Annotated in this window: 12 protein-coding genes; 4 read left to right on the top strand and 8 right to left on the bottom strand. The window is 38.3% G+C overall.

The window, feature by feature from the left end:
- Nucleotides 1-87: 87 nt before the first annotated feature.
- Nucleotides 88-1,185: a Gfo/Idh/MocA family protein gene (locus IQ264_RS12895; RefSeq protein ID WP_193981189.1), complete on the bottom strand. Its 1,098-nt coding sequence runs from the start codon at nucleotides 1,183-1,185 to the stop codon at nucleotides 88-90.
- A gap of 1,189 nt (nucleotides 1,186-2,374) precedes the next feature.
- Nucleotides 2,375-2,554, bottom strand: a complete 180-nt coding sequence (locus IQ264_RS12890; RefSeq protein WP_193981188.1) for a hypothetical protein — start codon at nucleotides 2,552-2,554, stop codon at nucleotides 2,375-2,377.
- Nucleotides 2,555-2,596: 42 nt separating this feature from the next.
- On the opposite strand from IQ264_RS12890, the gene rimO reads away from it, so the two are divergent.
- On the top strand, nucleotides 2,597-3,934 hold the full coding sequence (rimO, locus tag IQ264_RS12885) for a 30S ribosomal protein S12 methylthiotransferase RimO (protein ID WP_193981194.1): 1,338 nt from the start codon (nucleotides 2,597-2,599) through the stop codon (nucleotides 3,932-3,934).
- Between the two features lie 109 nt (nucleotides 3,935-4,043).
- Nucleotides 4,044-5,486: a DEAD/DEAH box helicase gene (locus IQ264_RS12880; RefSeq protein ID WP_193981187.1), complete on the top strand. Its 1,443-nt coding sequence runs from the start codon at nucleotides 4,044-4,046 to the stop codon at nucleotides 5,484-5,486.
- A 163-nt stretch (nucleotides 5,487-5,649) separates the two neighbouring features.
- Here the strand turns inward: IQ264_RS12880 and IQ264_RS12875 are convergent, their stop codons facing one another.
- Nucleotides 5,650-5,913, bottom strand: a complete 264-nt coding sequence (locus IQ264_RS12875; protein ID WP_193981186.1) for a hypothetical protein — start codon at nucleotides 5,911-5,913, stop codon at nucleotides 5,650-5,652.
- An 876-nt stretch (nucleotides 5,914-6,789) separates the two neighbouring features.
- On the opposite strand from IQ264_RS12875, the gene IQ264_RS12870 reads away from it, so the two are divergent.
- Nucleotides 6,790-9,981: an EAL domain-containing protein gene (locus IQ264_RS12870; RefSeq protein ID WP_193981185.1), complete on the top strand. Its 3,192-nt coding sequence runs from the start codon at nucleotides 6,790-6,792 to the stop codon at nucleotides 9,979-9,981.
- Here IQ264_RS12870 and IQ264_RS12865 read toward each other — a convergent pair.
- The 4 genes from IQ264_RS12865 to IQ264_RS12850 all read right to left on the bottom strand — a co-directional run bounded on the left by IQ264_RS12865 (nucleotide 9,978) and on the right by IQ264_RS12850 (nucleotide 23,841).
- Nucleotides 9,978-10,601, bottom strand: a complete 624-nt coding sequence (locus tag IQ264_RS12865) for a cytochrome c oxidase subunit 3 (RefSeq protein ID WP_193981184.1) — start codon at nucleotides 10,599-10,601, stop codon at nucleotides 9,978-9,980. The two genes, IQ264_RS12870 and IQ264_RS12865, sit on opposite strands and share 4 nt — an antisense overlap.
- Nucleotides 10,602-10,733: 132 nt before the next feature.
- Entirely contained in the window at nucleotides 10,734-12,419 is a 1,686-nt protein-coding gene (gene ctaD, locus IQ264_RS12860) for a cytochrome c oxidase subunit I (RefSeq protein ID WP_193981183.1), read from the bottom strand.
- A 120-nt stretch (nucleotides 12,420-12,539) separates the two neighbouring features.
- Nucleotides 12,540-13,520 carry a cytochrome c oxidase subunit II gene (locus IQ264_RS12855; RefSeq protein ID WP_193981182.1) on the bottom strand — a complete coding sequence of 327 codons (981 nt, stop codon included), beginning with the start codon at nucleotides 13,518-13,520 and terminating at the stop codon, nucleotides 12,540-12,542.
- 250 nt (nucleotides 13,521-13,770) lie between these two features.
- Nucleotides 13,771-23,841: a CHAT domain-containing protein gene (locus IQ264_RS12850; RefSeq protein ID WP_193981181.1), complete on the bottom strand. Its 10,071-nt coding sequence runs from the start codon at nucleotides 23,839-23,841 to the stop codon at nucleotides 13,771-13,773.
- A gap of 91 nt (nucleotides 23,842-23,932) precedes the next feature.
- On the opposite strand from IQ264_RS12850, the gene IQ264_RS12845 reads away from it, so the two are divergent.
- Nucleotides 23,933-24,151, top strand: a complete 219-nt coding sequence (locus IQ264_RS12845) for a hypothetical protein (RefSeq protein WP_193981180.1) — start codon at nucleotides 23,933-23,935, stop codon at nucleotides 24,149-24,151.
- 99 nt (nucleotides 24,152-24,250) lie between these two features.
- On the opposite strand, the gene IQ264_RS12840 is transcribed toward IQ264_RS12845, so the two are convergent.
- Complete coding sequence (locus IQ264_RS12840; RefSeq protein ID WP_193981179.1) at nucleotides 24,251-25,381, bottom strand: AI-2E family transporter; 1,131 nt, start codon at nucleotides 25,379-25,381, stop codon at nucleotides 24,251-24,253.
- Nucleotides 25,382-25,498: the final 117 nt, after the last annotated feature.

The raw sequence follows: 25,498 nt of genomic DNA, 5'->3' as shown, positions 1-25,498 counted from the left end.
GAACCAAGATCAAATATCAAAGGAATGCGATCGCGTTCCGCTACGAAGAGCGAAAATCTAAAATTCCCAGTGGTCAACATTAATTGATTACGATTGTATTGCGGTGAGCGATCGCAGACTCGGCATCGAATCTAACAACACTACTTGCCCTGTTTTTGCACTCTGATATGCTGCATCCACGATTTTCATGTTGACCAACCCTTCTGCTCCTCCCGGACTCGGTGTGCGGTTGGTTTGAATACACTCAAAAAAGTGTGCCATTTGTCGATCGTACATGGATTGCGGATAGTGGTCTTGGCGGGGGAACTTAAATCCAGATTTTATCTCCACTACTTCCTTTCTCTTCAGCTTGGAGCGGAGGCGTGTTGGTAATAACTTAATAAAATTGTTTTCCGGGTTCAGGTTAGGCAGCAACAACCGAGTGGGAAAAAGTTGACCAAAACCTCTGGTGCCATAGAGTTGTGTGCTGGCTTGAGGGCCGTCGCTATATGGCTGTCGCCAGCCTGATTCGACGTATGAAGTTGTACCATTATCCCAATTAACGATGATGATTCCGGTATCATCTACGTCGGAGTTTTGATAATAGGTACCCATGCGAGCAAAGACACTCACGGGTTGGGGATCGCCAAGCAAGAAGCGTGCGGTGTCGATCGCATGAATGCCGATATCTGCGATCGCGCCGCCTCCAGATAGAGCCTTCTGGGTAAACCAGCCCCCAGGTCCCCAGTGAGTATGTATGCCATACCCTTTGGTACGGATGATTCTACCCAATTTAGTCCGGCGATTCTTGAGCCATTGTGTCTCTTCATCGAAGCGCCAACAGTGTCCTACCATAAGCACTACGTTAGATCTTAAGCTAGCTTCCAACACCTGCTCAGCTTCGATCGAGTTTAGCGCCATCGGCTTTTCTACTAACACAGGTACTTTGGCGTTGAGTGCCACGATCGCTTGTGGCGCGTGGAGGAAATTTGGCGTACCAATAATCAAGGCATCGAACTTCGCCCTAGCCAGTGCCTCTTCCACAGAGGTATATTGATTGGCGATCGAGAATTTTTGAGCAAATTTACCAGCTTGCTCTGGAAACTTCTCAATCACAGCCACTACCTGACCGCCCTGAGCTTGGACGGCTCTGGCGTGAACTTCAGCAATGTGACCCGCTCCAGCAATTGCAACTTTCAATGTCATGGTTTGTCCTCAAATCTAAAACACTAAATCTAGAGCCCCTTTTTCACGGAAATTCCAGCATCCGTTTCAATTCCCTGCTAGCTTCTGTGGCTCATCTATCAAAGCCTCAAGCATGGAAGATGCTAACCCCAAGTAAATGAATCTTTCAATAACTATAGTGTGATGTATCGATTATTTTTTAGCATAGGATGATGAGTCATTGAAAGCTTTACTCAAAGATCTTTACAGAAGCTTTAAGTTAACAGCTAAATAATCAATCTTCTTAAAGATATTGTCTCCTTCAAAACCTAAAAAATCTATTTTCTTTAGGAAAAATTTAGGCTTTCTGGTTTAGTTATTTCCTAGAAACTCCATAGCTTTGGTACAAGATCTGGGCAGCTAAATAATCAATTTTCTCAACAATATGTTCTACTTCTGAATCAGAGTTTGTTGCCGGGATAGACCGAATTTGTTGGATTTGTTCTCGAAAGTTATTATCATTAATTGCGTTTTTACGAAGTCGCTTTTTCAAAGCTGGAATTATCGCTGATGTAGCTGACTCTTCAGGTTGTGGTGATTAATGATATTTTTGCAGGACTTAAGCAAAACAACGAAAAATCAATGGTTGTAGGCTTCTTCAGCTTTAACCATCACCGTCACATAACAGGTTAGTTATTCTACTGTTACTAACTCAATTTTGTAAATTTACGCAATTATCTTACTTAATAATGTTTTTTGTAGTTCTAAAAATAGAGTTAATCTTCCTCTTAGTTGTTAAAATTTAGTTTTTAACGATCGCAGTGGTAACGAATAACCATAATTTTGTTTAAATTTATGTATTGTACGTAACCAAATTCCACAAGCTGAGTTAAATTTATTTGGGTAGGTATGACATACCAGTTCCAGGGAGATGGGAAGATGGAACTAAATTTTACTTCTTACCTTAGTATTTACAAATTTTCTGGAATTTTGAGCAAAAGTCAAAATAAATTTACAAAGCATTTTTGGGTATTTTAGGGCATTTTGCAGATAAAATAGGTTAAATAAGAAATTTTAAATTTTTAGCTAGTTCAGAATAATTATTTTGCTTTTTTACTGACTATAGTTCTGATTTACGGCGATTTACGTCGAAGAGCGGTCAAACTAGAAAAAAAATTTTTGTTTAGATATGTTGAGAATGTTAATTTTGCGCTACGATTCTAGTACTGACCTAGATGCGATCGCGCAGGACGCAGGCTACCCCAAAAGTATGCCCAGCGCCTGTGGGCTGAACCAGCTTACTCATTGTAGTAGCCTGTGGAAAGGAACGACCTATCGCTCCGTTGTCGATCGCATCCCAAGCATAAAGACCGAGTTTGCCAAAACAAAAGTCTGAATGCTTATGCGACAAACGAACGAACGAACCTTCTCAATTCGCTAAATGCCTCACACAATGGGCCAACAGCCAACGATAGCAATTACTCATCTAGGATGTGAAAAAAACCGCATCGATACCGAGCATATTCTGGGACTGCTAGTACAAGCAGGATACCAGGTTGACAACAACGAAGAATTAGCAGACTACGTGATTGTTAATACGTGCAGCTTTATTCAAGCAGCACGGGAAGAATCCGTGCGTACCATCGCTGAATTGGTGGAGACTGGCAAAAAGGTAGTAATCACCGGGTGCATGGCGCAACACTTCCAAAACGAGCTACTGACGGGTTTCCAAAAACAGGAAAACCAGACTGGGGAAGCAGTAGCGGTCGTCGGTACTGGTGATTATCACAAGATTGTCAATGTAATTCAGCAAGTACAGCAAGGAGAAAAAGTTACCGAAATTTCCCAAGCGCCGACTTATATAGCTGATGAAAATATTCCCCGTTATCGCACTACCCCAGAAGCAGTAGCTTATTTGCGGGTAGCCGAAGGGTGTGATTACCGCTGCGCGTTTTGTATTATCCCCCATTTAAGAGGGGATCAGAGATCGCGTACAATAGAGTCGATCGTCGCGGAAGCCAAGCGACTAGTTACTGAAGGCGTAAAAGAAATTATCCTGATTTCCCAAATTACCACTAACTACGGGTTAGACATTTACGGAAAACCAAAGCTAGCAGAACTTTTGCGAGCCTTGGGAGAAGTAGAAGTACCTTGGATTCGCGTACATTACGCTTATCCCACCGGATTAACTCCAGAGGTAATTAAAGCCTTTCAGGAAACGCCAAACGTCTTACCGTATCTAGACCTTCCCTTACAACATTCCCATCCTGAAGTGCTCCGAGCCATGAATCGTCCTTGGCAAGGGCAAGTAAATGACACAATCATTGATAGAATTAAAGAGGCGCTACCACAGGCCATTTTACGGACAACATTTATCGTTGGGTTTCCTGGAGAAACGGAGGAACATTTCCAGCACCTAGTACAATTTGTTCAGCGCCACGAGTTCGATCATGTAGGTGTATTCACCTTCTCTCCAGAAGAAGGAACCCCAGCATATAGTTTGCCGAATCAATTACCCCAATCTGTGATGGATGAGCGTCGGGACATCCTGATGCGAGTTCAACAGTCTATTTCCCAGAAAAAGAACCAACAATCAATTGGGAAAATAGTAGATGTTTTAATTGAGCAGGAAAACCCCGCAACTGGGGAATTAATCGGTCGCTCAGCCAGATTTTCGCCAGAAGTCGATGGACTAGTCTACGTCACGGGTAATGCCGCACTGGGTTCAATTGTCCCGGTGAAAATTACAGACGCAGATATATACGACCTCTACGGTTACACAACTAGCTAATAGCTATTAGCTAATGGCTAAAAATCAGGACTAGTGGTAACTAGCCATTAGTTCTTAGCGAAAAAAAACACCTATCAACTAACAACTTATCAAACCTAAAAGCAAATTCATGACTATAACTTTCAAAAACTTAGGTCTTTCAGAAACTCGCGTTCAACAACTAGAAAAATTGGGTCTTACTACCCCTACAACAATTCAAACTCAAGCGATTCCGCATTTGTTATCTGGGCGTGATGTGGTAGGACAATCTCAGACTGGAACTGGGAAAACAGCTGCTTTTTCTTTACCAATTTTGGAAAGAATTGACCTGAGTCAAAAAGCAGTACAAGCATTAATTCTCACTCCTACTCGTGAACTAGCATTACAAGTTGGAAATGCAATTCGTGACTTCAGTGGTGCTAGTAGCGAACTTCCCACCAAGGAAGCGCGGAATTTGTGGGTATTGCCAGTATATGGTGGTCAAGCAATTGAACGCCAAATCCGTCGTTTGCAACAAGGCGTGCAAATTGTGGTGGGAACACCCGGACGGGTAATTGATTTGTTGGAACGCGGAGATTTGAAACTCGACCAAGTTAGCTGGTTAGTATTGGATGAAGCTGACGAAATGTTGAGTATGGGCTTTATTGATGATGTGGAAAAAATCCTCAAGCAAGTACCAGCTGAACGGCAAACAGCTTTCTTCTCTGCTACCATGCCACCAATGATTCGCGAGTTGATTACTAAGTTTTTGCGATCGCCAATTACTGTAACAGTAGAACAACCGAAAGCTGCACCTAAGCAAATCAACCAAGTAGCTTACATGGTGCCCCCAGGATGGACAAAAGCTAAGGCTCTTCTACCAATTTTGGAAATGGAAGATCCCGAATCAGCTTTAATCTTTGTTCGTACCCGGAAAGCTGCGGCGGAACTGACTAACCAATTACAAGCGGCTGGTCACAGTGTAGATGAATATCACGGCGACCTCAACCAACAAGCACGGGAACGGTTGTTACTCCGCTTCCGTCAGCGTCAAGTACGTTGGGTAGTAGCGACTGATATTGCTGCACGCGGTTTAGATGTAGATCATCTCAGCCATGTGATTAACTATGACTTACCCGATAGTGTGGAAAGCTACGTTCACCGCATTGGTCGGACAGGTCGTGCAGGTCGGGAAGGAACAGCAATTTCCTTGATTCAATCTTTGGATCGGCGGAAACTGCGGTTAATTGAACGGCACGTTAGACAAAGCTTGAAGATTACTTCTGTTCCTACTCGTTCTCAAATTGAATCACGTCACCTGGAAAAATTGCAAGACCGAGTGCGGGAAGCATTGGCGGGTGAAAGGATGGCTTCTTTCTTACCGATTGTGGCTAAACTGGGTGAAGAGTATGAGGTGCATACGATCGCTGCGGCAGCACTACAAATGGCTTACGATCAAACTCGTCCAGCTTGGATGAAATCAGAAAATTACAGCGCGGAAGATGAAGCGGCAATTAATGGTAAACCCAAACCTCTCCTGAAGCGGAGCAAACCTGCTGCACCAACTAGGGTAGAAATTGAAAGCAAGAAATAGTTAGCTTGCTCTTTTCTAAATTAAATTATCCCCAGACTAAAGTCTGGGGCGATCATAAAAGCCTGCTATCGCAGGTTTTTTTGTGCTATTGACTAAGATTTATAAATAGTCTTTACTATGTATAGGCATTAGAATAAAAAAATTTGTTTGATTCTTTCTGCCTTCAATGAATATTTGAGTGTTGCTTTTGCTGCATAAATTGTTTCATTGATTGGCGACGATTAATCATAAATTTGTGCCAAAACCCGGGGTACAAATCATCCATTGTTTTGGTAATTGACCAAATTTCCATGCCGATCAAGCTATGTAAAGAGCGATCGGATTTTTGCAATTCTTCAAGGTGTTGAGCAATATTTACCAAAGTTTGTGCATCAGGAACCATTGGTTTTTGTGGTTCAGGAGGTTGATAAACATTTAATTCTAGCATAGTTAGCCACTCTCAATCAGCGAACTTAGATAAATTTCTCCCAGGCAGCCATTGCAGTACACCCTACCGAAATTACCAGTGCAGTACAGCAGAAATCACCAATCAGTTGAATACAGGTACATAGCTAGACAGAAAAGCCTTCTGCCCTGGAACCTTCTGTCTTTCTTGTAGTATTAAATTAATTTTTAGCATTAATTTTTACTTATTGCACCTGATGAGCAGCAAATTTTACGATAACTTGATAAAGGGTAGGGAACATTTGAACAAAATTGTTGAGCGCAGCCCCCACCTAAAATATGTGAATTAAGTGAGGTTAGCTCTCTCCAACTAACAAAGCGAAGCAATATTAATGGTTTAATATGATACAAAATAGAAAAGTTACAGCTTACTTTATAAAAATTTATAAATTGTGGCAAAAGTAGTTATTACCATACATTACTTATACTTAGCCAAATTCACACATATAGTTAAATTTAACTGTTATAACCAGTATATTCAGGTATTATTCAGCAAGGAACCATGATAAAAAAATGACAATAGTAGTTAAAAGTAACCAGGTGGGAATGTGGAATAAATCCAGGAGGTTTAAAGGAATGAATATTAAAACCTGAGTGAAAAAAGCTCCAATAATCATTAAAAATATAAGTAATATAGCTATAGGCATAGCATCTACAATTTCAGTAAAAACAATTTTAATTATAGCAAAGTGAACACATGATTCTGCAATTCTAATAATTAGTTATGTTACTAGGAATTAATCTGAAAGGGAACCATCAAAAAATTAGTAAATTAATTTTATTTTACTCATTTTTATCAAGCTTGTGGTTTGTATTAACTGCACAAATTTTCAGATTGCTAACCAGAAACAGTCTGACTTTGAAATACTTACATATAATCGCGGAATGGACATTTGTACTTTTTACTGCTTGGTTACTCTACTACTCAATTGGTCGTTTACAGCGACAATTACAACAAAATAAACAAGAGTATTATAACTTATTTAATCATACAGTTGAAGGAATTTATCAAGTATTGCCTTCAGGAAAATACATAAATGCTAATTTAGCGTTAGCACATATTTATGGGTATACTGCTCCTGAAGAAGTAATTGCTAATTGTAATTGGCAAGAATTAGATGTTGACTATGAGAAACGGGAAAATTTTATAAATAAATTGTATAAAAATGGTACGGTTTATGGAGAAGTATTTGAAATTTACCGCCGGGATAGAAGCATTATATGTGTGGTAGAAAATGCTTGTGCTGTGCGAGATAGTTTGGGAAAATTGCTGTATTATCAAGGGACAGTTCAAGAAATAAATAATATTAAAAAATCACCAGAAGGTGAAGAAGAATTCTCAGAGGACAGCAATACTATATTGATGGCTGTAATTGAAGGAATGACTGATGCTGTGTTTGTCAAAAATCATCAAGGAAGATATTTGATGACAAATGAACCGGGGGCTAGGTTTTTAGGAAAATCTGTTAATCAATTATTAAATTGTTATGACTGGGAATTGTTTCCCAGAGAAGTGGCGCAACAAATTAGGCAGAGCGATCGCCTAGTATTATCGACAGGAGAAACCATGACTTATGAGCAGAACACTACTATTTTAGATAAAAATAATTTACCTGTATCCCGATCTTTTATAGTTAGTAAAAGTGTTTACCATAATTCAGAAGGTAAGACTTTAGGATTGATTTCTATTGCTAAAGATATCACTGATTATAAACAAGTAAAAGAAGAAAAAAGTCAACTATTGGAACAAGTAAAAAAAGATATTGAGGATTTGGCGGCGCTGACTGAAGCAACAACAAATAGTCCCAACACTATAGATTTAAAACAACTATTAGATACATTATTACAGCAAATCGTTGAAGTTTTATCAGCAGATACAGCAGTAATTTTATTAGCAAAGAACGGTTATTTGCATTACACAAACGGAGTAGGAGTACATCCAGAAATTAGTATTTATTATGAAGTGCCTGTGGGTGAAGGATTTGCAGGTACTATTGCGAAATTTATGGAACCACTTTATGTTAAAGATACAATCAATGCACCTACTTTAGAAGTATTGAATGCAACTTCTTTGACATTCATTCTAGAGCAGGGAATCCATACAATGTTGGGTGTACCACTCAAACGCAACGGCAACTGTATTGGTGTTATTCATTTGGGTTGGTGCCAGATTCATCCTTATAATGAGCGAGAACTACACCTTTTAGAAATTACAGCTGAGCGTTGTGCAATGGCGATCGTTAACACTGAACTTTACGAGCAGACTCAAAGATTGCAGAAATTACGACAATTACAAATTGAGCGAATGCCGATCGGTTTTATTCTTACCGATCCTGACTTTCATTTTTTAGATTGGAACCCCGCAGCAGAAACCATTTTTGGTTTTACTAAAGAAGAAATTCTGGGAAAACATATATTTACTATTGTTCCTGAGTCAGCTAAAACTAACTTTGGCATAGTTTTGTTGCGACTTAGCAAAGGAGATATGACTGCTCATAGTATTAATGAAAACATTACTAAAGCAGAAAAAATTATTATTTGTGAATGGCGGAATACTCCACTTCAGGAAACTGATGGCACAATTTATGGTCATTTGTTCATGGTGCAAGATATCACCGAGTTAAGGAAAGCTCAGGAAGAAAGACTACGTTTTGCTTTTTACGATCCGTTGACTGGACTACCAAATCGAGCTTGGTTTTTAGAACATTTGGGCAAAGTTTTACAACGGAAAACAGAAGATTATAGCGAAAATATTCAAGCAAAATTTCCTAAATTTGCTGTGCTTTTTCTCAATTTAGAACGCTTTGAGATAGTGAAATATAGCTTGGGACATTTAATAGCAGATCAACTGCTTATTGCCACAGCGCGACACTTAGAAAATTGTTTGCGCCCAACAGATAAAGTTGCTTATCTAGGAAGAGATGAGTTTGTCATTTTATTAGAAGATATTGCTGATGCTAAGGTTGCAAAGGAAATAGCTAACCGGATTTATCAGCAATTAAGCTTGCCTTTTAATTTAGATGGGCATGAAATATTTTCTAGTGCTAGTATCGGTATTGCGATTAGTTCAGATTTGTGGAATTCGCCTGATTATCAGCGTCCTGAAGACTTTTTGCGAGCAGCAGATACGGCGATGCACAGTGCGAAAGGTAGTAGGACTCCGGTGGTATTTGAGACAGATATGTATACAAGTGCTTTGTCTCGTTTGCAGTTGGATACTGATTTAAGAAGAGCGATCGCACTGATAGCCAAACCGAATAATGAAGTCCAGGAATTTGAATTATATTATCAACCAATTGTCTGTTTAAAAACTGATGAAATCAAGGGTTTTGAAGCACTGATTCGTTGGAATCATCCAAATAGAGGATTAGTTTCACCTGCTGAATTTATTCCCGTTGCAGAAGAAAGCAGATTAATTATTCCCCTTGGACTATGGATACTAAGAACCGCTTGTCAACAGTTGCGAATTTGGCAACGACAATTTCAGCGCAGTTTAACTATGAGTGTTAATCTTTCTGGTATTCAATTAGAGCAAGCTAATCTGACTGCACAAATTGAAGGAGTTTTGGGAGAAGTTTGGATTGCACCCAACACTTTAAAGCTGGAAATTACGGAAAGTACGATTATGAAAAATACTGAGTCTGTTCCAAATTTGTTAAATCAAATTAAACAAAATAAAGTGCTTTTCGCTATTGATGATTTTGGGACAGGTTATTCATCTTTGAGTTATTTACATCGATTCCCGATCGATACTTTAAAGATCGATCGCTCTTTCGTCAGTCGCATGAGTTTAGATGAGGAAAATTTAGAAATTGTCCGCTTAATTGTTACTTTAGCTCATACATTAGGGATGGATGTCACTGCCGAAGGTGTAGAAGACCTTGAGCAAATACGTTTATTGAAAAGTTTAGGATGTGAGTATGGACAAGGTTATTTCTTCGCTAAGCCATTAAATAAAAAAGCTGCTACCGAATTTTTAGAAAAAAAATTTAGGAATCCAATTCTAGACCTCCGAATTCATAAAGAAGTCGGAGATCTAGACAAAAGCTAAAGAATATAGAGCAGTAAGAACAGCACGATCCAAACAATATCTACAAAGTGCCAATAAACTTCTGCTGCTTCAACACCGAAGTGGTTTTTGGAACTGTAATGTCCTTGCTTGAGCGATCGCCACAGCACGCCTAAAATTAACAGAATACCGAAACAAACGTGCATTCCGTGAAAGCCAGTCAAAACGTAAAAAGTGCTGGCATAAAGATTAGTTTTCAAGCCAAATTCTAAATGGCTATATTCGTAAACTTGACCTGCTAAAAAAATCGCTCCCATGATGGCAGTGATCAAAAACCAAGTTCGTAAACTTGCTACATTATTGTTTTTTACCGCAGTATCACCTTTATGAATTACAAAACTACTAGCGATCAGAATAGCGGTGTTAATTCCTGGTAGCAATAACTCTCTTTCTGGAGTACCTTCTGGGGGCCAAACTGGAGCAACAGCGCGAAAGGTTAAATAAGCAGCAAACAAACCTAAAAAGATCATCCCTTCCGCCACTAGAAATACAATAATACCAAAAATTCGATGATCGGGATGTGCTTCGTGATGACTTGCTGCCTCAGCTGCACCATGATAATTTAGAGCAGTTTTAGACTCGTCAATTGTTGGAATTTGCATAATTTCCTAATTTGGTCATTGGTCATTGGTCATTGGTCATTGGTATTGTTATTTAGGTTTAAATTTTGAGTTTTAAGTCTTGAATTAATAGCAATTTTTAACTCAAAACTCAAAACTCAAAATTCAAAATTTTTAACCAACGTCTACTTTGACTTCAGCTAGTAATTCTTCCACTGACTTTTCTTCTCCCTCTTCTTCAAAATCGATGCCATAATCGTAAGGGCCAGTCCATAAAATTGGTTCTTCATGAAAGTTTTCTACTGGTGGAGGAGAACTAGTCATCCATTCCAAAGTTAGAGCTTTCCAAGGATTAGCAGAAGCTTTTGGCCCATACATCCAACTCCAGACAGCATTGATCACAAAAGGAATTGTGGAAACTGCCAAAATGTAAGCGCCAACAGTAGCCATTAAATTGAGTCCGGCAAATTTGGGGTCATATTCTGCCACCCTTCTAGGCATACCTTCTAAGCCTAGTTTGTGCATTGGTAAAAAGCACAAATTAAAGCCAATAAGTGTGAGCGCAAAGTGTATTCTTCCCCAAGTTTCATTGACCATTCTGCCTGTCATTTTGGGGAACCAATGATATAGTCCGGCATAGAGTCCGAACACGCTACCACCGAATAAAACGTAGTGCAAGTGAGCGACTACAAAATAGGTATCGTGAACGTGAATGTCAACGGGTACGGAGGCTAACATAATGCCACTTAAGCCGCCAATTACAAACATGGACACAAAGCCCATGCCAAATAACATGGCACTATTCAGGTCTAATTTTCCTCCCCAAATAGTTGCTAACCAACTGAATACTTTGATTCCGGTGGGGATAGCAATTACCATTGTGGCGATCATGAAAAACATTCTTAACCAGGCGGGAGTACCACTGGTAAACATATGGTGTGCCCAAACAATTAGACCTAAAAAGCTAATTGCTAGGCTGGAATATGCGATCGCTCTATACCCAAAAATCGGCTTGCGAGCATGAACTGGCAAAATATCAGAAATCATCCCAAACATCGGCAGAATCATAATATAAACTGCCGGGTGGGAATAGAACCAGAACATATGTTGATAAACGACTGGATCGCCACCACCAGTGGGGTTAAAAAATGCCGTTCCTGCTACCAAATCAAAACTCAACAGAATTAAAGCACCTGCTAATACTGGAGTGGAAACCAAAACTAATGCCGAAACTGATAACATTGCCCAGCAAAATAACGGCATTTGATGCAATCCCATCCCCGGAAGTCGCATCTTTAAAAGGGTGACGAGGAAATTTACTGCCCCTAAAATTGAAGAAGTTCCTAACAGCAGAACGCTAAGAATCCAAATAAATTCACCCGCTTGACCATTAATTAAACTCAATGGTGGGTAAGATGTCCAACCAGATCCAGCTGCACCGACAAAGAAACTACTTAACAGTAAAATTCCTCCTGGGGGAATCATCCAAAAAGCCACAGCATTTAATTTGGGAAATGCCATGTCTTTTGCGCCAATCATTAAGGGGATTAAATAGTTACCAAATCCTCCTGTACCAGCCGGAACAATCCACAAGAAAATCATGATTGTGGCGTGGATTGTAAAAAAACTATTGTAAAGTTCTCGGCTGACAAAATCGGAATCTGGAGTAGCTAATTCGGTGCGTACAGCAGCAGCTAATGCTCCACCGATGAGGTAGAAAACAAAGGTTGTCACCAGGTATTGAATTCCAATTACCTTGTGATCTGTGGAAAAACCAAAGTATTTCCGCCAATCACCACCAGTGTTAGTTTCGGCGGTATTTCCTAAATTGGCTGAATCTGTTACCTGAAGTTGTGTCATAAGAATTGCTAGTTGGTGTTTGGTATTTGGTAGTTAGTAGTTGGTTTTTCTGTGTTTGGGATTTGATGCCAGCAAAAACAAAATTTTCTTACCAATTACCCACTACCCATTACCGATTACCTAATGAATGTGTAATTGTTGTAGAGTATCTGAATTAATTCCCATTTCTTGAGCGTAGGGAGTGAGAAATTCAGAATTGGACATATTTGCGGGATTTACTGCTACTGCTTGATTTAAGTTTTCTTGGTTAGCAGCGATTTGAGATTGCATCCAAGTATCAAACTCTTCTGGTGTTTCTACGATTACTTGGGTTTTCATGGCACCATGATAAGAACCACAGAGTTCGGCACAAATTACTGGGTAAGTACCTGGTATTTTGGGAGTGAATCGTAGTTGAGTTTCTCTACCGGGAATTGCATCTTGTTTTAGGCGAAATTGAGGTACCCAAAAGGCGTGAATTACATCATTTGCGGAAATGTTGAGTTTAACTTCACGACCTACAGGAACGTGCAATTCGCCTGCGGTGACACCACTATCAGGGTAATTAAATATCCAAGCAAATTGCAACCCAGTGACGTTAATGTTTAAATCTGGATTTTGACCTTGTTCTTCTGGAGAAGCACCGACACCTAATGCTAATTGATTGTTGGTTGTGGGTGAGTCTGTTTCGTCGGTTAATGTGGCTGCGATCGCTGCTCCTGACATTTTGCTATGATGCGCCATAGTACCATGAGCCGCCATTGGATCTAAGCCACCCATTGAGTTATAAACTTCAAAACTGTAGATTCCAACTATGAGAATAATTACTGCGGGAATGGCTGTCCAAAGAATTTCTAAAGGAACGTTACCATGTATTGGTGGCCCATCTGTTGGGTCATTGGGACGTTTCCGAAATTTGAACAAACTGTAAATTAAAACACATTGAACTATCAGAAATAAACCTGTGGCAACGGTCATCATCATATTAAATAAACCATCTACCAAAGGTGCTTCTTCTGACACTGCTTCTGGTAGCAAGTTATGATTTTGACCATACCAAAGACTGACAAGGGTCAGTACAATTCCGGCAATGAGTGTGGTGATGTTACTTGGTATTTTCACGGCTAGTTATAATTGCTTGCACTACTGCTTACTTTGTTTGATTTGCTGTGAACCGAATCGATTTTAGGTTGCTCAAACAGTAAAACAGATCCGTCTTGATTGTAGACAAGCTATCCGTATTTCGCTATTTGGTCTTTTAACAAGGTAATGCAAGAACCATATATAAGGGGAGAATCAAAAGGCATATTTTTTTGTAATTCTTCCCAAAGGAAGAGACAAAAATTATGTTTGTACAGTATACTGCGCCGACTTACCAAGGGTTGCCAATCAAAGTAAAGCCTGACCAATAATAGGGGTGTGAGAAGTTAACTTTCCCTAATTGTCTCAGTTCGGGGGGTAAGGAAATTCCTGTTTGTCCTATGCCTTCTAGTTCGTTATTATTTACTACTACTTCTCCCTGAATCATTGCTACTTGAGCGCGTCTGAGTGCTTCGGCGCGAATAGGAGCGGTTTTTAGTTGTTCATAAAATTCGGTCATTAATGCTAAGGTACCTTGGTCGGATACGTACCACAAACTTGCTAAAGCTGATTGTACTCCGGCTTGAATTGCTATACCTGCAAAACCTAATTCTACTTGTTTATCACCTAATGCTGTGCGACAAGCACTTAATACTAATAGTTGCACAGGAGGATCGTTCCATTTCACGTTTCTTACTTGATCTAATCCTAATTTTTCATCCCAAAATTGAATGTAAGAATTGCTGGGAGTTCCTGGTCTAAATTCGGCGTGGGTAGCTAGGTGGACAATTTCAAATTTACCACTATTGCGTTGAGTGTTGAGATTATTTACGGTAAAAGCTTCGTTTAAGGAAATTTTTCCTGACCAGAGTTGATTAGCAATAGTAGATAGTTCTATTGGTACTGCTGGTAAGGGAGCTTGTTCTTGAAATGTTGAGGCTCCCATTGCTAATACTGTAGAGTTTTTTAAGTTATAAAACTGGGGATTAGTTAAGCTAAAACTTGGCATTAAGGAAACACTGTAACGTTCGACAATAAATCCTTTACCATCATGTAAAGCTGCTAATGGTAACGATCTTAAGCCTGCATCGGGAATAAAAATTAAGTTGTTAATTTTCCGTTCCTGTAATTTACCTTCAACAGGAGCTATCAATATTTTATAGAGTTCTTGTGCGGGAGCTAAGTAACTGGTGGTATTCAATTTTGAGCGATCGGTTACTTCCATTTGCAATTGTCTAGCCAAGGCAATTATTTGTTCTTTGGTTACATTGGAAATGGGAAAACGTATTGGTTCGCCTTCTGGTGTGATTAGGAATAGTTCGACGCGATCACTATCTTTTGCTTGACAATTTTCGGTTTGTAATTCATTATTTTGCACTCTAGTACCAGGATCAGGAGGACAGGTTACAAGTGCTTCTTCTCCCTGTTTTCCTCGACTAAAAATTATATAAAAAATTGCCGATCGCACACCAGTTTCTTGTTCGTTTCGTCGCAATTGATTCCTAATTTCTTCCAGACTTTTAATGTTATTATTAACTGTTAAACCTAAATAAGCTGCAAATTCTTGAGAAAAGTTTTCTTCTGTTACTCCCAATATGGAATCAATCGGAACTGGGGGAACTTGAGTGATAGGAATTCCAGGTATATTAGAAATATCTTGCTGTTGTTGAATTATTTGTGCAATTTCATTGATTATGGGATTAACAGGGAAATCCTTAGTAATAATTTGGATGTTTCCTAAAGTATAAGAACCTATAAAACTTTGAACAGGAATAATAGTATCTGCTCCCGTTGTTAAAGATCCCGCAGTGCCATTTTTGCTAGCATTTCCTACTACAAAAGGTGTTTTTAAAGAACCGCCACCATGACGAATAATAATCGAACCATTTCCGATTCCGCCAGTAGTAGAAATACTACTACTTACACCTTTGTTATCAATAAAAGTCGCGGTTGAACGGAATAACCTATCTGTTGTGATGTCAACTTTACCACCAGTTCCTTGACTTCCTCCTTGAGCATTAATAAACCCGATTTGCACATCATTTGGAGGATCGATAAATACTGTTCCACCATCACCGATCGTAGCACTAACATCGATGTTAGCTGTGGTAATGCGATCGCCAGATTTAACAATTACTGTACCGCCTTTTTCTACTCCTGTCGCGGTTAAATTCCCGGTAGTTATAGCTTTTGGTGAAATCAGAGTAATAGTTCCCCCGATTCCAGTATTAGAAGCATCTAAATTACCAGTTTCAACAATACCATTTTGACTATTAGCCGAAATATTTCCGCCTTTTGCAGTTATATTGCTAGTCCGAATATTGCCAGCTGTATTTAATCCCACTCCGGCTCCATTGGTGGTAATATTTCCTTTTAAATTAACATTGCCAGTCCCCGCATTAAGCTGTAATTGTTGCGCTTTAATTGTGGAATTGACTGTTAAATCTTTGGCGTTATTAATTACAATATTGCCAATTTCTTGACCTTTACTACCAACTGCACCATTAAAAGTAACATTACCAGTGACAGCAGATAAAGTTAAATTATTAGCTTTTCCAACTTCACTATCTACTGTATTACCAAAAGTTATGCTGCCATTTCCCGTACTAAAAACAGCGTTGTCTGTAAGAATTACTGGTGCATTAATAGACAAGTCGCTAACAGTATTGATACCTTGGGAAACAAAAACATTGCTAGCATTAGTAATATCTAATTTGCTTAAAGGTGAGTTTTTGCCAACAGCTGCATTAAAGCGAATGTTGCCGCTACCTGCAACTAAATTTAGCTGTTTAGCGCCATCTACTGAACCATTGAAAGTAATATCACCTGCTCCTAAACCTGTGCTAATTGTGAGAGCGTTACCTAACTGAATTGCTCGACCTAAAGTAATATTTTGATTCTCTGTGGAAATATTAGCATTTAGATTTAATAGTGTACCATCTAAGGTAATAGAAGCATTATCTTTGCCGAGAATAGCACCATTAACATTAATTGTGCCACTTCCCGATCGAATTGTAATCGGGTCATTAAATGTCACTTCTTTAATTGATACTAATCCCGTTCCATCTATACGTCCAATAATAATGGAATTAAAGCCATTTTCTAAGTTAGCTAAAGTGCTAGCTGAGAGGTTAAATGCACCAGGAATAATATCTGCGATCGCAATTGATTGATTTGGATCTGCTGGTTCTAAAATTAAATTACCAGTACCAGTAACCTTACCACCAAAAATCACTTCCCCTGCTCTTAAAGTGAGAGAGTTAGCACCAGCAAATAAACCGGAATTGAATGCGATCGCACCTGTACCAGGATTAAATTTTGTCTCTCCCGTTAAAGTTATAAAACTATTAAATCTGATATCATCATTAGTTGTAGTAATACTTCCCAAACCTAAAACTTCACCAGTACCTATTTGATTAAACGCACCATCTAAATTAATATCGCCTTTAAAGTTCAAAACGCCACTATTATTAATAGTTAAACCACCATTGTTAGTCGCTGTAATTGTAGCATTTAAATTAATAATATTACCATTAAAGTTAATACCTTGGGGACTATTAGTATCTAAAGCTCCTAAATTAGTTACACCAGTTACCGATTTTAGAGTAATGCTTGCTGCGGTAATTGCATTAGCATTGACATCGCTGACATTTTCAATAACTAAATCACCAATTCGCGTGTTACTTCCAACTGCACCAGCTAAATTAATCTTCCCAATTCCAGCATTTAAAGTTAAATTAGCTTTGCCATCGACAGGATTGTTAAAAGTAATATCTCCAATCCCTACACCAGTATCTAAAGTAGTGTCTCCAATCAGAGTGACAGCACTTTTGAAACTGATGTCATCGTTGGTAGTTGTTAGTTTTCCTGCTAAAGAAACTGCGCCTTCTCCAACTTGTTTAAATGCACCATCTAAATTAAAAATTGCCGCATTTAAATTTATTGGACTGGCATTACTAATTGTTAATCCGCCATTGTTTGTCGTTGTTACTTTGCCATTGAAAACAAAGCTATTACCTGTCAAATTAATTCCACTGGCGCTATTGGTGTTTAAATCTCCTAATGTTGTTACTCCTGTTCCTGCTTTTTGGGTGATGCTTGCTGCGGTAATTGTATTAGCATTGACATCGCTGGCGCTGTCAATAACTAAATCACCAATTCGCTGATTACTTCCAACTGCACCAGCTAAATTAATCTTCCCAATTCCAGCATTTAAAGTTAAATTAGCTTTGCCATCGACAGGATTGTTAAAAGTAATATCTCCAATCCCTGCACCAGTATCTAAACTAGTGTCTCCAATCAAAGTCACGGCACTTTTGAAACTGATGTCATCGTTGGTAGTTGTTAGTTTTCCTGCTAAAGAAACTGCTCCTTCTCCAACTTGTTTAAATGCACCATCTAGATTAAAAATTGCCGCATTCAAAGTCATTGGACTGGCATTACTAATCGTAAATCCGCCATTGTTTGTCGTTGTTACTTTACCGTTAAAAACAAAGCTATTACCTGTCAAATTAATTCCACTGGCGCTATTGGTGTTTAAATCTCCTAATGTTGTTACTCCTGTTCCTGCTTTTTGGGTGATGCTTGCTGCGGTAATTGTATTAGCATTGACATCGCTGGCGCTGTCAATAACTAAATCACCAATTCGCTGATTACTTCCAACTGCACCAGCTAAATTAATCTTCCCAATTCCAGCATTTAAAGTTAAATTAGCTTTGCCATCGACAGGATTGTTAAAAGTAATATCTCCAATTCCTGCACCAGTATCTAAACTAGTGTCTCCAATCAGAGTAACAGCACTTTTGAAACTGATGTCATCGTTGGTAGTTGTTAGTTTCCCTGCTAAAGAAACTGCTCCTTCTCCAACTTGTTTAAATGCTCCATCTAGATTAAAAATTGCCGCATTCAAAGTCATTGGACTGGCATTACTAATCGTAAATCCGCCATTGTTTGTCGTTGTTACTTTACCGTTAAAAACAAAACTATTACCTGTCAGATTAATTCCACTGGCGCTATTGGTGTTTAAATCTCCTAATGTTGTTACTCCTGTTCCTGCTTTTTGGGTGATGCTTGCTGCGGTAATTGATTTGGCAGTAACATTTTTAGAACTATCAATCACAAAATCATTCAAAGGAGTTGAACTTCCCACTGCACCATTTAAATTAATATCTCCTGTACCTGTTTCTAAAGTGAGTTTTTGATTACCATCTATTGTGCCATCAACAGAAATATTACCACCAGCAGTTACACCTGTGCTGAGGGTGACATCTTTGCCTAATATAACGCTACCTTTAAGGTTAATATCTCGATCGACAGTGGTAATATTTGCATTTAAATTACTTTTTCCACTTAAAGTAATAGAGGAATCATCTGTTCCAGTAATCGCACCATTGACGATAATTTGACCATTAGGAGATTGAATAATTACTGGGTCGCTAAATGCGATCGTATTTGGTATAGTAATTACACCACTACCATTTCCTGCACCAATAGTAATCCCAGCAAAACCTTCTGCAAAGACATTGAAATTAACTGTGGAAATGTCTAAATTTTGACTAGCTGTGAAAGGTTGAAGCAGTAAATTACCTTTACCTTTAATAGAATTAGCTGCTCCGGTAAAACTAATTTTATCGCTGGTTAAACTAATATTTCCCGTTCCTGATAAACCATTAGCATTAATTGCACCAACTGTGACTCCATTCGGTGCGCTTAAGCTAACATCACCAGCAATACCACTTGCAGAAGCAGCGTCTAAAATTCCCGATGAAGTGTCAATGAATCCAGCATTACTGGTAATAGAAATATTGCCGCCTTTAGCAGAAGCACTTGTTTTAGAAAGAATATCTTTAGTAATAATGTTACTTTTTGCGTTGAGTGTAATTGCACTTCCATTTCCAGTAATAGACGTAGCATCTAAAGTGCCTAACTGAGTGTTAATTGCTCCATTACTGCTAGTAATAGTAATTCCTTTGGGTGCAATAACATTACCAGTATTAATATCTAAATTCGCTAGTAAAGTAACACTAGTATCATCTGTTCCAGTAATACTAAAACCTGTGTTTTTTATATTACCTGTGCCTACTGGAGATTGCAAAATTACCGGGTCATTAAAGGTAACATTACCAATTATATTTATTGTGCCACTACTATTATCTCGACCTATAACTATAGAACTAAAACCATTTGTTAAAGCGTTAATATCAGAGAATGTCAAATCTAACGCAGATGTAATGGTTGATTGACTGCTACCACCAATATTAATATCTAAGTTGGAAGTTGCAGGTTGTAGAATTAATTTATTGGTACCACTAACCGAAGCTGCTCCTCCATTAAAATTAATTTTATCGGCGGTAAAAGTGAGTTGATTACTACCAGCAACCAATTGCTTATTAATATTAATTGTCGCAGTACCAGCGTTTAAAATTGATGTTCCTAATACTGTTACCGGAGCATTAAAGTTAATATCGCTATTATTAGTAGTAATGCTACCAGATAATTCAATATTTCCAGCACTAGCAATATCGAGTTTTCCTAATGGAATTATATCTCCCACAATAGCATTAAATCTAATCGTACCTGTACCAGCTTCTAGGCTTAATTGTTGCGTACCATCAACTTTACCAGTAAAGTTAATATCACCAGAAACACCTGCGCCAGTATCAATTTTTACATCTTTATTTAAGGTAACTTTACCATTGAAATTTACATTTCCTCCAGCAGTCACTCCCTTAGTTACAATGTCACCGGAAATGATATTAACAGGGGAATTAAGAAGCACTGCTCCTCCAGCATTTCCAGTAGTAGTAGTGTCAATTTTTCCGCCTGTAGTATTAATTGTGCCACCACTACTAATTAAACTCACATCTCCAGAATTGCCGCTACCAACGTTAGTGGTAATGATATCTCCTGTAGTAATATTACCTGTTGCATTCAGGAAAATAGAGCCTGTTTCACCTTCATTTGAAGTGTCTAATTTTCCGCCGCTAGTATCAATGTTGCCACCTGTACTAGTAATTTTAATTTCCCCAGTAGCAGTAATATTTTTAGTGCTAATATTGCCACCTGTGATTAATGTAATTTTACCTTTGTTAAATGCAGCTAATTCACCATTAGCTTTAATATTACCTGTACCTGATTGAATTGTTACTGAATTATTGAATGTAGCACCTGCGGCATCAACAGTAATATCGCCACTACCTTGAGTACTACCAATAATTAATTGGTCAATATCAACTAATTTATTTAAGTCATTTGGCGAGATATCTAAAACATCGGTATTATCAATTTCATCGCCAGCAATTCTAATTGCTTCTGTTGTGGGAGAAGGTTCTAAAGTAACTACACCACCTCTAACTGAGTCACCGAAATTAATCTCATTCCCGGTAAGTAAAATATTTCCTCTACCCGCTTCACCAAAAGTATCGATCGCACTTAAATCAATCTTAGTAACAGCTTTAAGACTGACATTTCCTCCAACCCCACTTCCTCCTTGAGCAAGGATATTTCCATACCCAGCACCACTACTAATCGCACCACCAGTACTAATAATACTAATGTCACCTCCACCATTAGTACCACTTGATTTTACTTCATTATTCAACAATACATTTTTATTTGCTGTAACATTAATGTTGCCACCTTTACCATTAGCAGAAGATGAGTCCACAACCCGCAAGTTGATATCATTTCCACTTTTTATTGTTATATTTCCGCCATTTTTTGTGCTAGAAGAGGAGTTAATTAATTCATTAAAATTCATCACACCACCACTGGTAATGTTAATATCTCCTCCACCAGTGGTTACTCGACTAATTTCCAATTCAGCTTTTGCTTCTAGATTTACATTTCCAGTGTTACTCCCTGTTGTTCCTGTTGTATTGAAGCTACCACCTGTTAATTTTCCTCCTAATGCTTGAACGGTAATTGCCCCACCTTGAGTACGAATTTCATCGGACACATCTTGAAAATTAACTGAACCATTTGTAGAAGTAATTCGTAAACTACCAGTGTCTAATTTTAAGTCTACTAAATTGTTTGTAGTTACACCGCTTGTTAAACCTGTAACATTACCAATTGTGATGTCTCCTGTCGCTTCTAAAACTACATTGGCACCACCTCCTAAACTAGCAATTGCTGCCCAACTAACAGTATTTGTACCCTGGAAATTTGTGATATCTGGATCGCCAGCTAATATTTGATTATCACTAATAAGGTTACTGTCTTGATTTCCACCTCCAATAGTATCTACGATATTTAATGAAGAAGGATCAAGTAACAGGGTTCCTGTTTTACCGTTAGGTGCAGAAGTATTTACGTCGCCGTTAAAAATTAAAACATCAGCACTGGAAATTTCTACAAATCCCCCGTCACCAGAATTATTGCCACCTTTGGCACTAATTTTGCCATTAAAAGCGGTTGCTTTATCGCTCCAAACAATTACTTTTCCACCATTACCCGAAGTGGAACTATCGACGTTAATAATGGTGTCATTACTAATCAAAACACGGGAAGCATTTGGTAAATTACCTTGTCCTTTATAATCACCACCAATGCGTACATTACCACCATCTTTAGTTCCAGAAGCGTTAATATTGGCATTAATTACGCCAATTTTGTCTCCCAAAATATTGATGTTGCCACCTGTTTCTCCAGAAGCATCAATTTTGCCTGAAGCTATTGCTGTATTTCCTGCGGTGGGAATGCGAATTCCTGAACCTGTGAGTTCAACACTACCATCTGGGTTAACAGTAACTCCTGTTGCGTTACCGCCATTTCCACCAGTTAACATTTGCGGTAAGCTAGCAATAGGTAAGTTAAAATCATTGGGTTGAGTGACGCTGTTCCCTATTGGTTGAATTTCTAAGCTCAACAAGAATCCCGGTTGCGAAAGTCTGACTAAACTATTACCAGGAACCGCAGTAACCGTAATATTTCCTTGGGGTGCGGTTAAGGTTCCAGTATTAATAACTGTTCCTGCTAATAAGTTTAAATCTTGACTTAATCCTACTGCTAAATCCCCGGAGTTTATAATTGCTCCTGGTTGTGGCATGGTAAAGGCAAAGGCATTAGGATTACCAATTAATGCAGGATAATTATTATTACCAGTTGCGTTAAACCAATTATTACCAAAACCAATACCGTTGGCGGTAGTTGCGGTAAAAGCTGCGGGGACATTTAAACGAGCATTTCCGCCAAAGACAACTCCTGAAGGATTCATTAAAAACAGATTAGAATTGCCACCTGTTACTTGAATTAAACCGTTAATATAGGAGATTTCGCCACCGTTAACTCTGGCAAGAATGTTCCGAATGTTTGGTTGAGATAAAAAGTTGGCAATCTGTAGGTTATCCAGTCCAAATTTGGTAAAACTGTGGAATAAATTTGCACCATCTCTCGAGCGTTGTCCGCCTGTAATGTCAAAGCGATTTCCTTGGGGGTTAACAATAGTGTTTGTACCATCTTTGGCGGGAACGATCGATTGAGCGAAAGCTGGATTAATATTAAATAAGGTTAGGGAAGACAGGAAAAATGCACAGGTGAGAATTTTATGTTTTTTCTCGGTTTTGGGATAGGGTTTTTCTGGGTTTGGTTCGTTAATTAAATAAAATTTACTTTGAATTTGTCCGTTGATTTCTTCGAGTTGTACATTTAGAGAAATGCGATCGCTCAATCCCCGTCTTTCTAATGCCTGTGTAATAATTTTTTGAGAAGCGCGAATCACTTGCAACTGTTGTCGCTGCGTGATGCTTTCGCTATGATTTCGATAATAGTAAAGCGGTTTATTTATATGTCTTATTTGCGTAACTTCCGAAATTTTCAAACATAAATCATAATCAGGTGCATACTTAACTGATTCGTCAATACCTCCTACTTGTTCAAAAACAGAACGGCGAAACAAGCGGAAATGAAAAGTCATAAAATCGAGCAATAAACCTTCAGGAGAATAAGGAATCCTACAACGTTCTCCATAACCAATAATTTCGCCTCTGGCAGAAATATCGAAATAATCGGTATAAACTAAACCTACTGCTGGATAAAAATCAAGTACTGACGCAGTTTCTTCTAATGCTGTAGGCGCAAGTAAATCATCACTATCTACCCATCCTAAATACTCGCCTGTAGTTTGGGAAATCGCTGCTTTTCGGGATAGAGTTTCTCCTTGATGTTTCCCAGCAATTACCCTGATTCGGCGATCGTTTTTAGCATAATTTTGGGCAATTTCTACAGAATTATCCGTAGAACCATCGTCCCAAATTAATAACTCGAAGTCATGCTTAGTTTGTGCTAGAACACTTTCAATAGCAGCACTTAAATAATGTTCCCGGTTGTAGGTGATTATAACTAGAGAAATTGTGGCTGACATAGCAGTATTAATTAATTTGTAAATTTGTGAAAAAAAATTAAATTTAACTTACTCAAAACTTAAGAATCTAGCAAGAGGAAGTGAGATTATTATGACTTATTTTTTCATCTGTGGTAACCAACGTGCGGGAACAACTTTATTACAAAGTATTCTATGCAGTGACGACACCACAAGTCCATTGCTTCAAGAAGCAATGTATTTTCGCTCAATGATTTCTACTTACCAACTTGGTAAAACGATTTTAACAACTAAACTGAAGGATTACTTTACCACTTTAGAGGAATTAAAAATTTTAACGCCACTTGGGTGAAAGCATTTCTCGAACATACTGTACACCGTTATGTACCCATTAAACATTTAGTTTTAAAACATCGATTCATTACCAAATTCCTGATTTTCAGAATCAACATTAAAATTTATCTTTTTCCACAGCCGAACTATCTAAAAGTAAATGCTCTTTATCATCATCAAAGGGATTATTAAAAAACGATCCTGTTTGTGGTGGTAAATCAGGATCAAAAACAATTTCCGCAATACTTTTAATCACACCAGTTAAAGGAATTGCTAAAACTACACCTAATAAGCCACCAAATTTAGATCCTAATAATAACGCAAGGAAAAGAATTACTGGCGAAAATCCGGTTAATCCTCCCATTAATCTGGGAGAGATTAAATTGTCTTTAATCTGTTGAATTATAAGTGAAACTCCCAAAACTTCCAGTGCTAACCACCAATTAATAAACGCTACAACAATTACTATAGTACCAATTCCTAAAGTTGCACCCACAAAAGGAATCACTTCCATTAAGCCAATAAAAACGGCAAATAAAAGGAAGAATGGTACTTTTAGTAGCCAAAAGGCAACTGATAACATTATTGCCATAAATAAGCCTAAAAGTAACTGACCTGAAATGAATTTTTGCAGATTCTTTTGTAGAGATTCAGTCAATACTTGGCTAACTATAGGTGATAAAAAACTGGTGATTCCTCCCCAAACTCTTTCTCCATCAATTAGCATATAAAAAGAGATTACCAGAATGAATATTAAGTCGATAAACCAGTTAAAGGTACCAACTACTAAACCTAAACCTTTACTGGCAATTACTTCAGCTTGAGCTTGGACTCTAGATAATAATTGAGAAGCTAAAATTCGGACATCAAATGGCAAATTATGCTCGGCGCTCCAAACTTGAAAATTGTCTAATTGTTCGCGTCCTGATTGTACCAAAGAAGGTAAATTAGTGACTAATTGTACTCCTTGATTAAACACGGGTGGTACTACCGTAAGACCGATAAAAATAATCGCGACAATTGCTGCTAAATAAACTAATGCTACGGCTAAAGTTCTAGGTAAAAATTTTTGTAACACTTTCACCGGGTAGTTAAATAAAAATGCCAGCAGTGCAGCTGTCAGGAAAACGCTGACTAATTCGCCGACATAACCAACTGTTACTAAAGTCGCCCAACTAGCTGCTAATACTAGCAGCCACGTTATCATAAACTTTTGTACAGGTGAGAAAATGGAATAGTCTTTATTCATGGTCTTAACTTCTGAATTTTATTCGATGCCATTACAACCACACTCATCCGAATTTAGATAGACATCTCCACAAAGTAAAGGTGCTAACGCACCGAACCCTTGAAGTAGAGACGTTGT

The sequence above is a fragment of the [Phormidium] sp. LEGE 05292 genome (genome assembly GCF_015207735.1).
Taxonomy (GTDB): Bacteria; Cyanobacteriota; Cyanobacteriia; order Cyanobacteriales; family Aerosakkonemataceae; genus Floridanema.
Note: the sequence above shows the minus strand (reverse complement) of the source record. Positions and strands in the feature narration are given on the sequence as shown.

Bases quoted from the DNA above. Each gene is read 5' to 3' on its own strand.
- ctaD (WP_193981183.1), bottom strand. From the start codon at position 12,419: ATGACACAACTTCAGGTAACAGATTCAGCCAATTTAGGAAATACCGCC.
- IQ264_RS12840 (WP_193981179.1), bottom strand. From the start codon at position 25,381: ATGAATAAAGACTATTCCATTTTCTCACCTGTACAAAAGTTTATGATA.
- IQ264_RS12875 (WP_193981186.1), bottom strand. From the start codon at position 5,913: ATGCTAGAATTAAATGTTTATCAACCTCCTGAACCACAAAAACCAATG.
- IQ264_RS12845 (WP_193981180.1), top strand. From the start codon at position 23,933: ATGACTTATTTTTTCATCTGTGGTAACCAACGTGCGGGAACAACTTTA.
- IQ264_RS12850 (WP_193981181.1), bottom strand. From the start codon at position 23,841: ATGTCAGCCACAATTTCTCTAGTTATAATCACCTACAACCGGGAACAT.
- IQ264_RS12895 (WP_193981189.1), bottom strand. From the start codon at position 1,185: ATGACATTGAAAGTTGCAATTGCTGGAGCGGGTCACATTGCTGAAGTT.
- IQ264_RS12880 (WP_193981187.1), top strand. From the start codon at position 4,044: ATGACTATAACTTTCAAAAACTTAGGTCTTTCAGAAACTCGCGTTCAA.
- rimO (WP_193981194.1), top strand. From the start codon at position 2,597: ATGGGCCAACAGCCAACGATAGCAATTACTCATCTAGGATGTGAAAAA.
- IQ264_RS12865 (WP_193981184.1), bottom strand. From the start codon at position 10,601: ATGCAAATTCCAACAATTGACGAGTCTAAAACTGCTCTAAATTATCAT.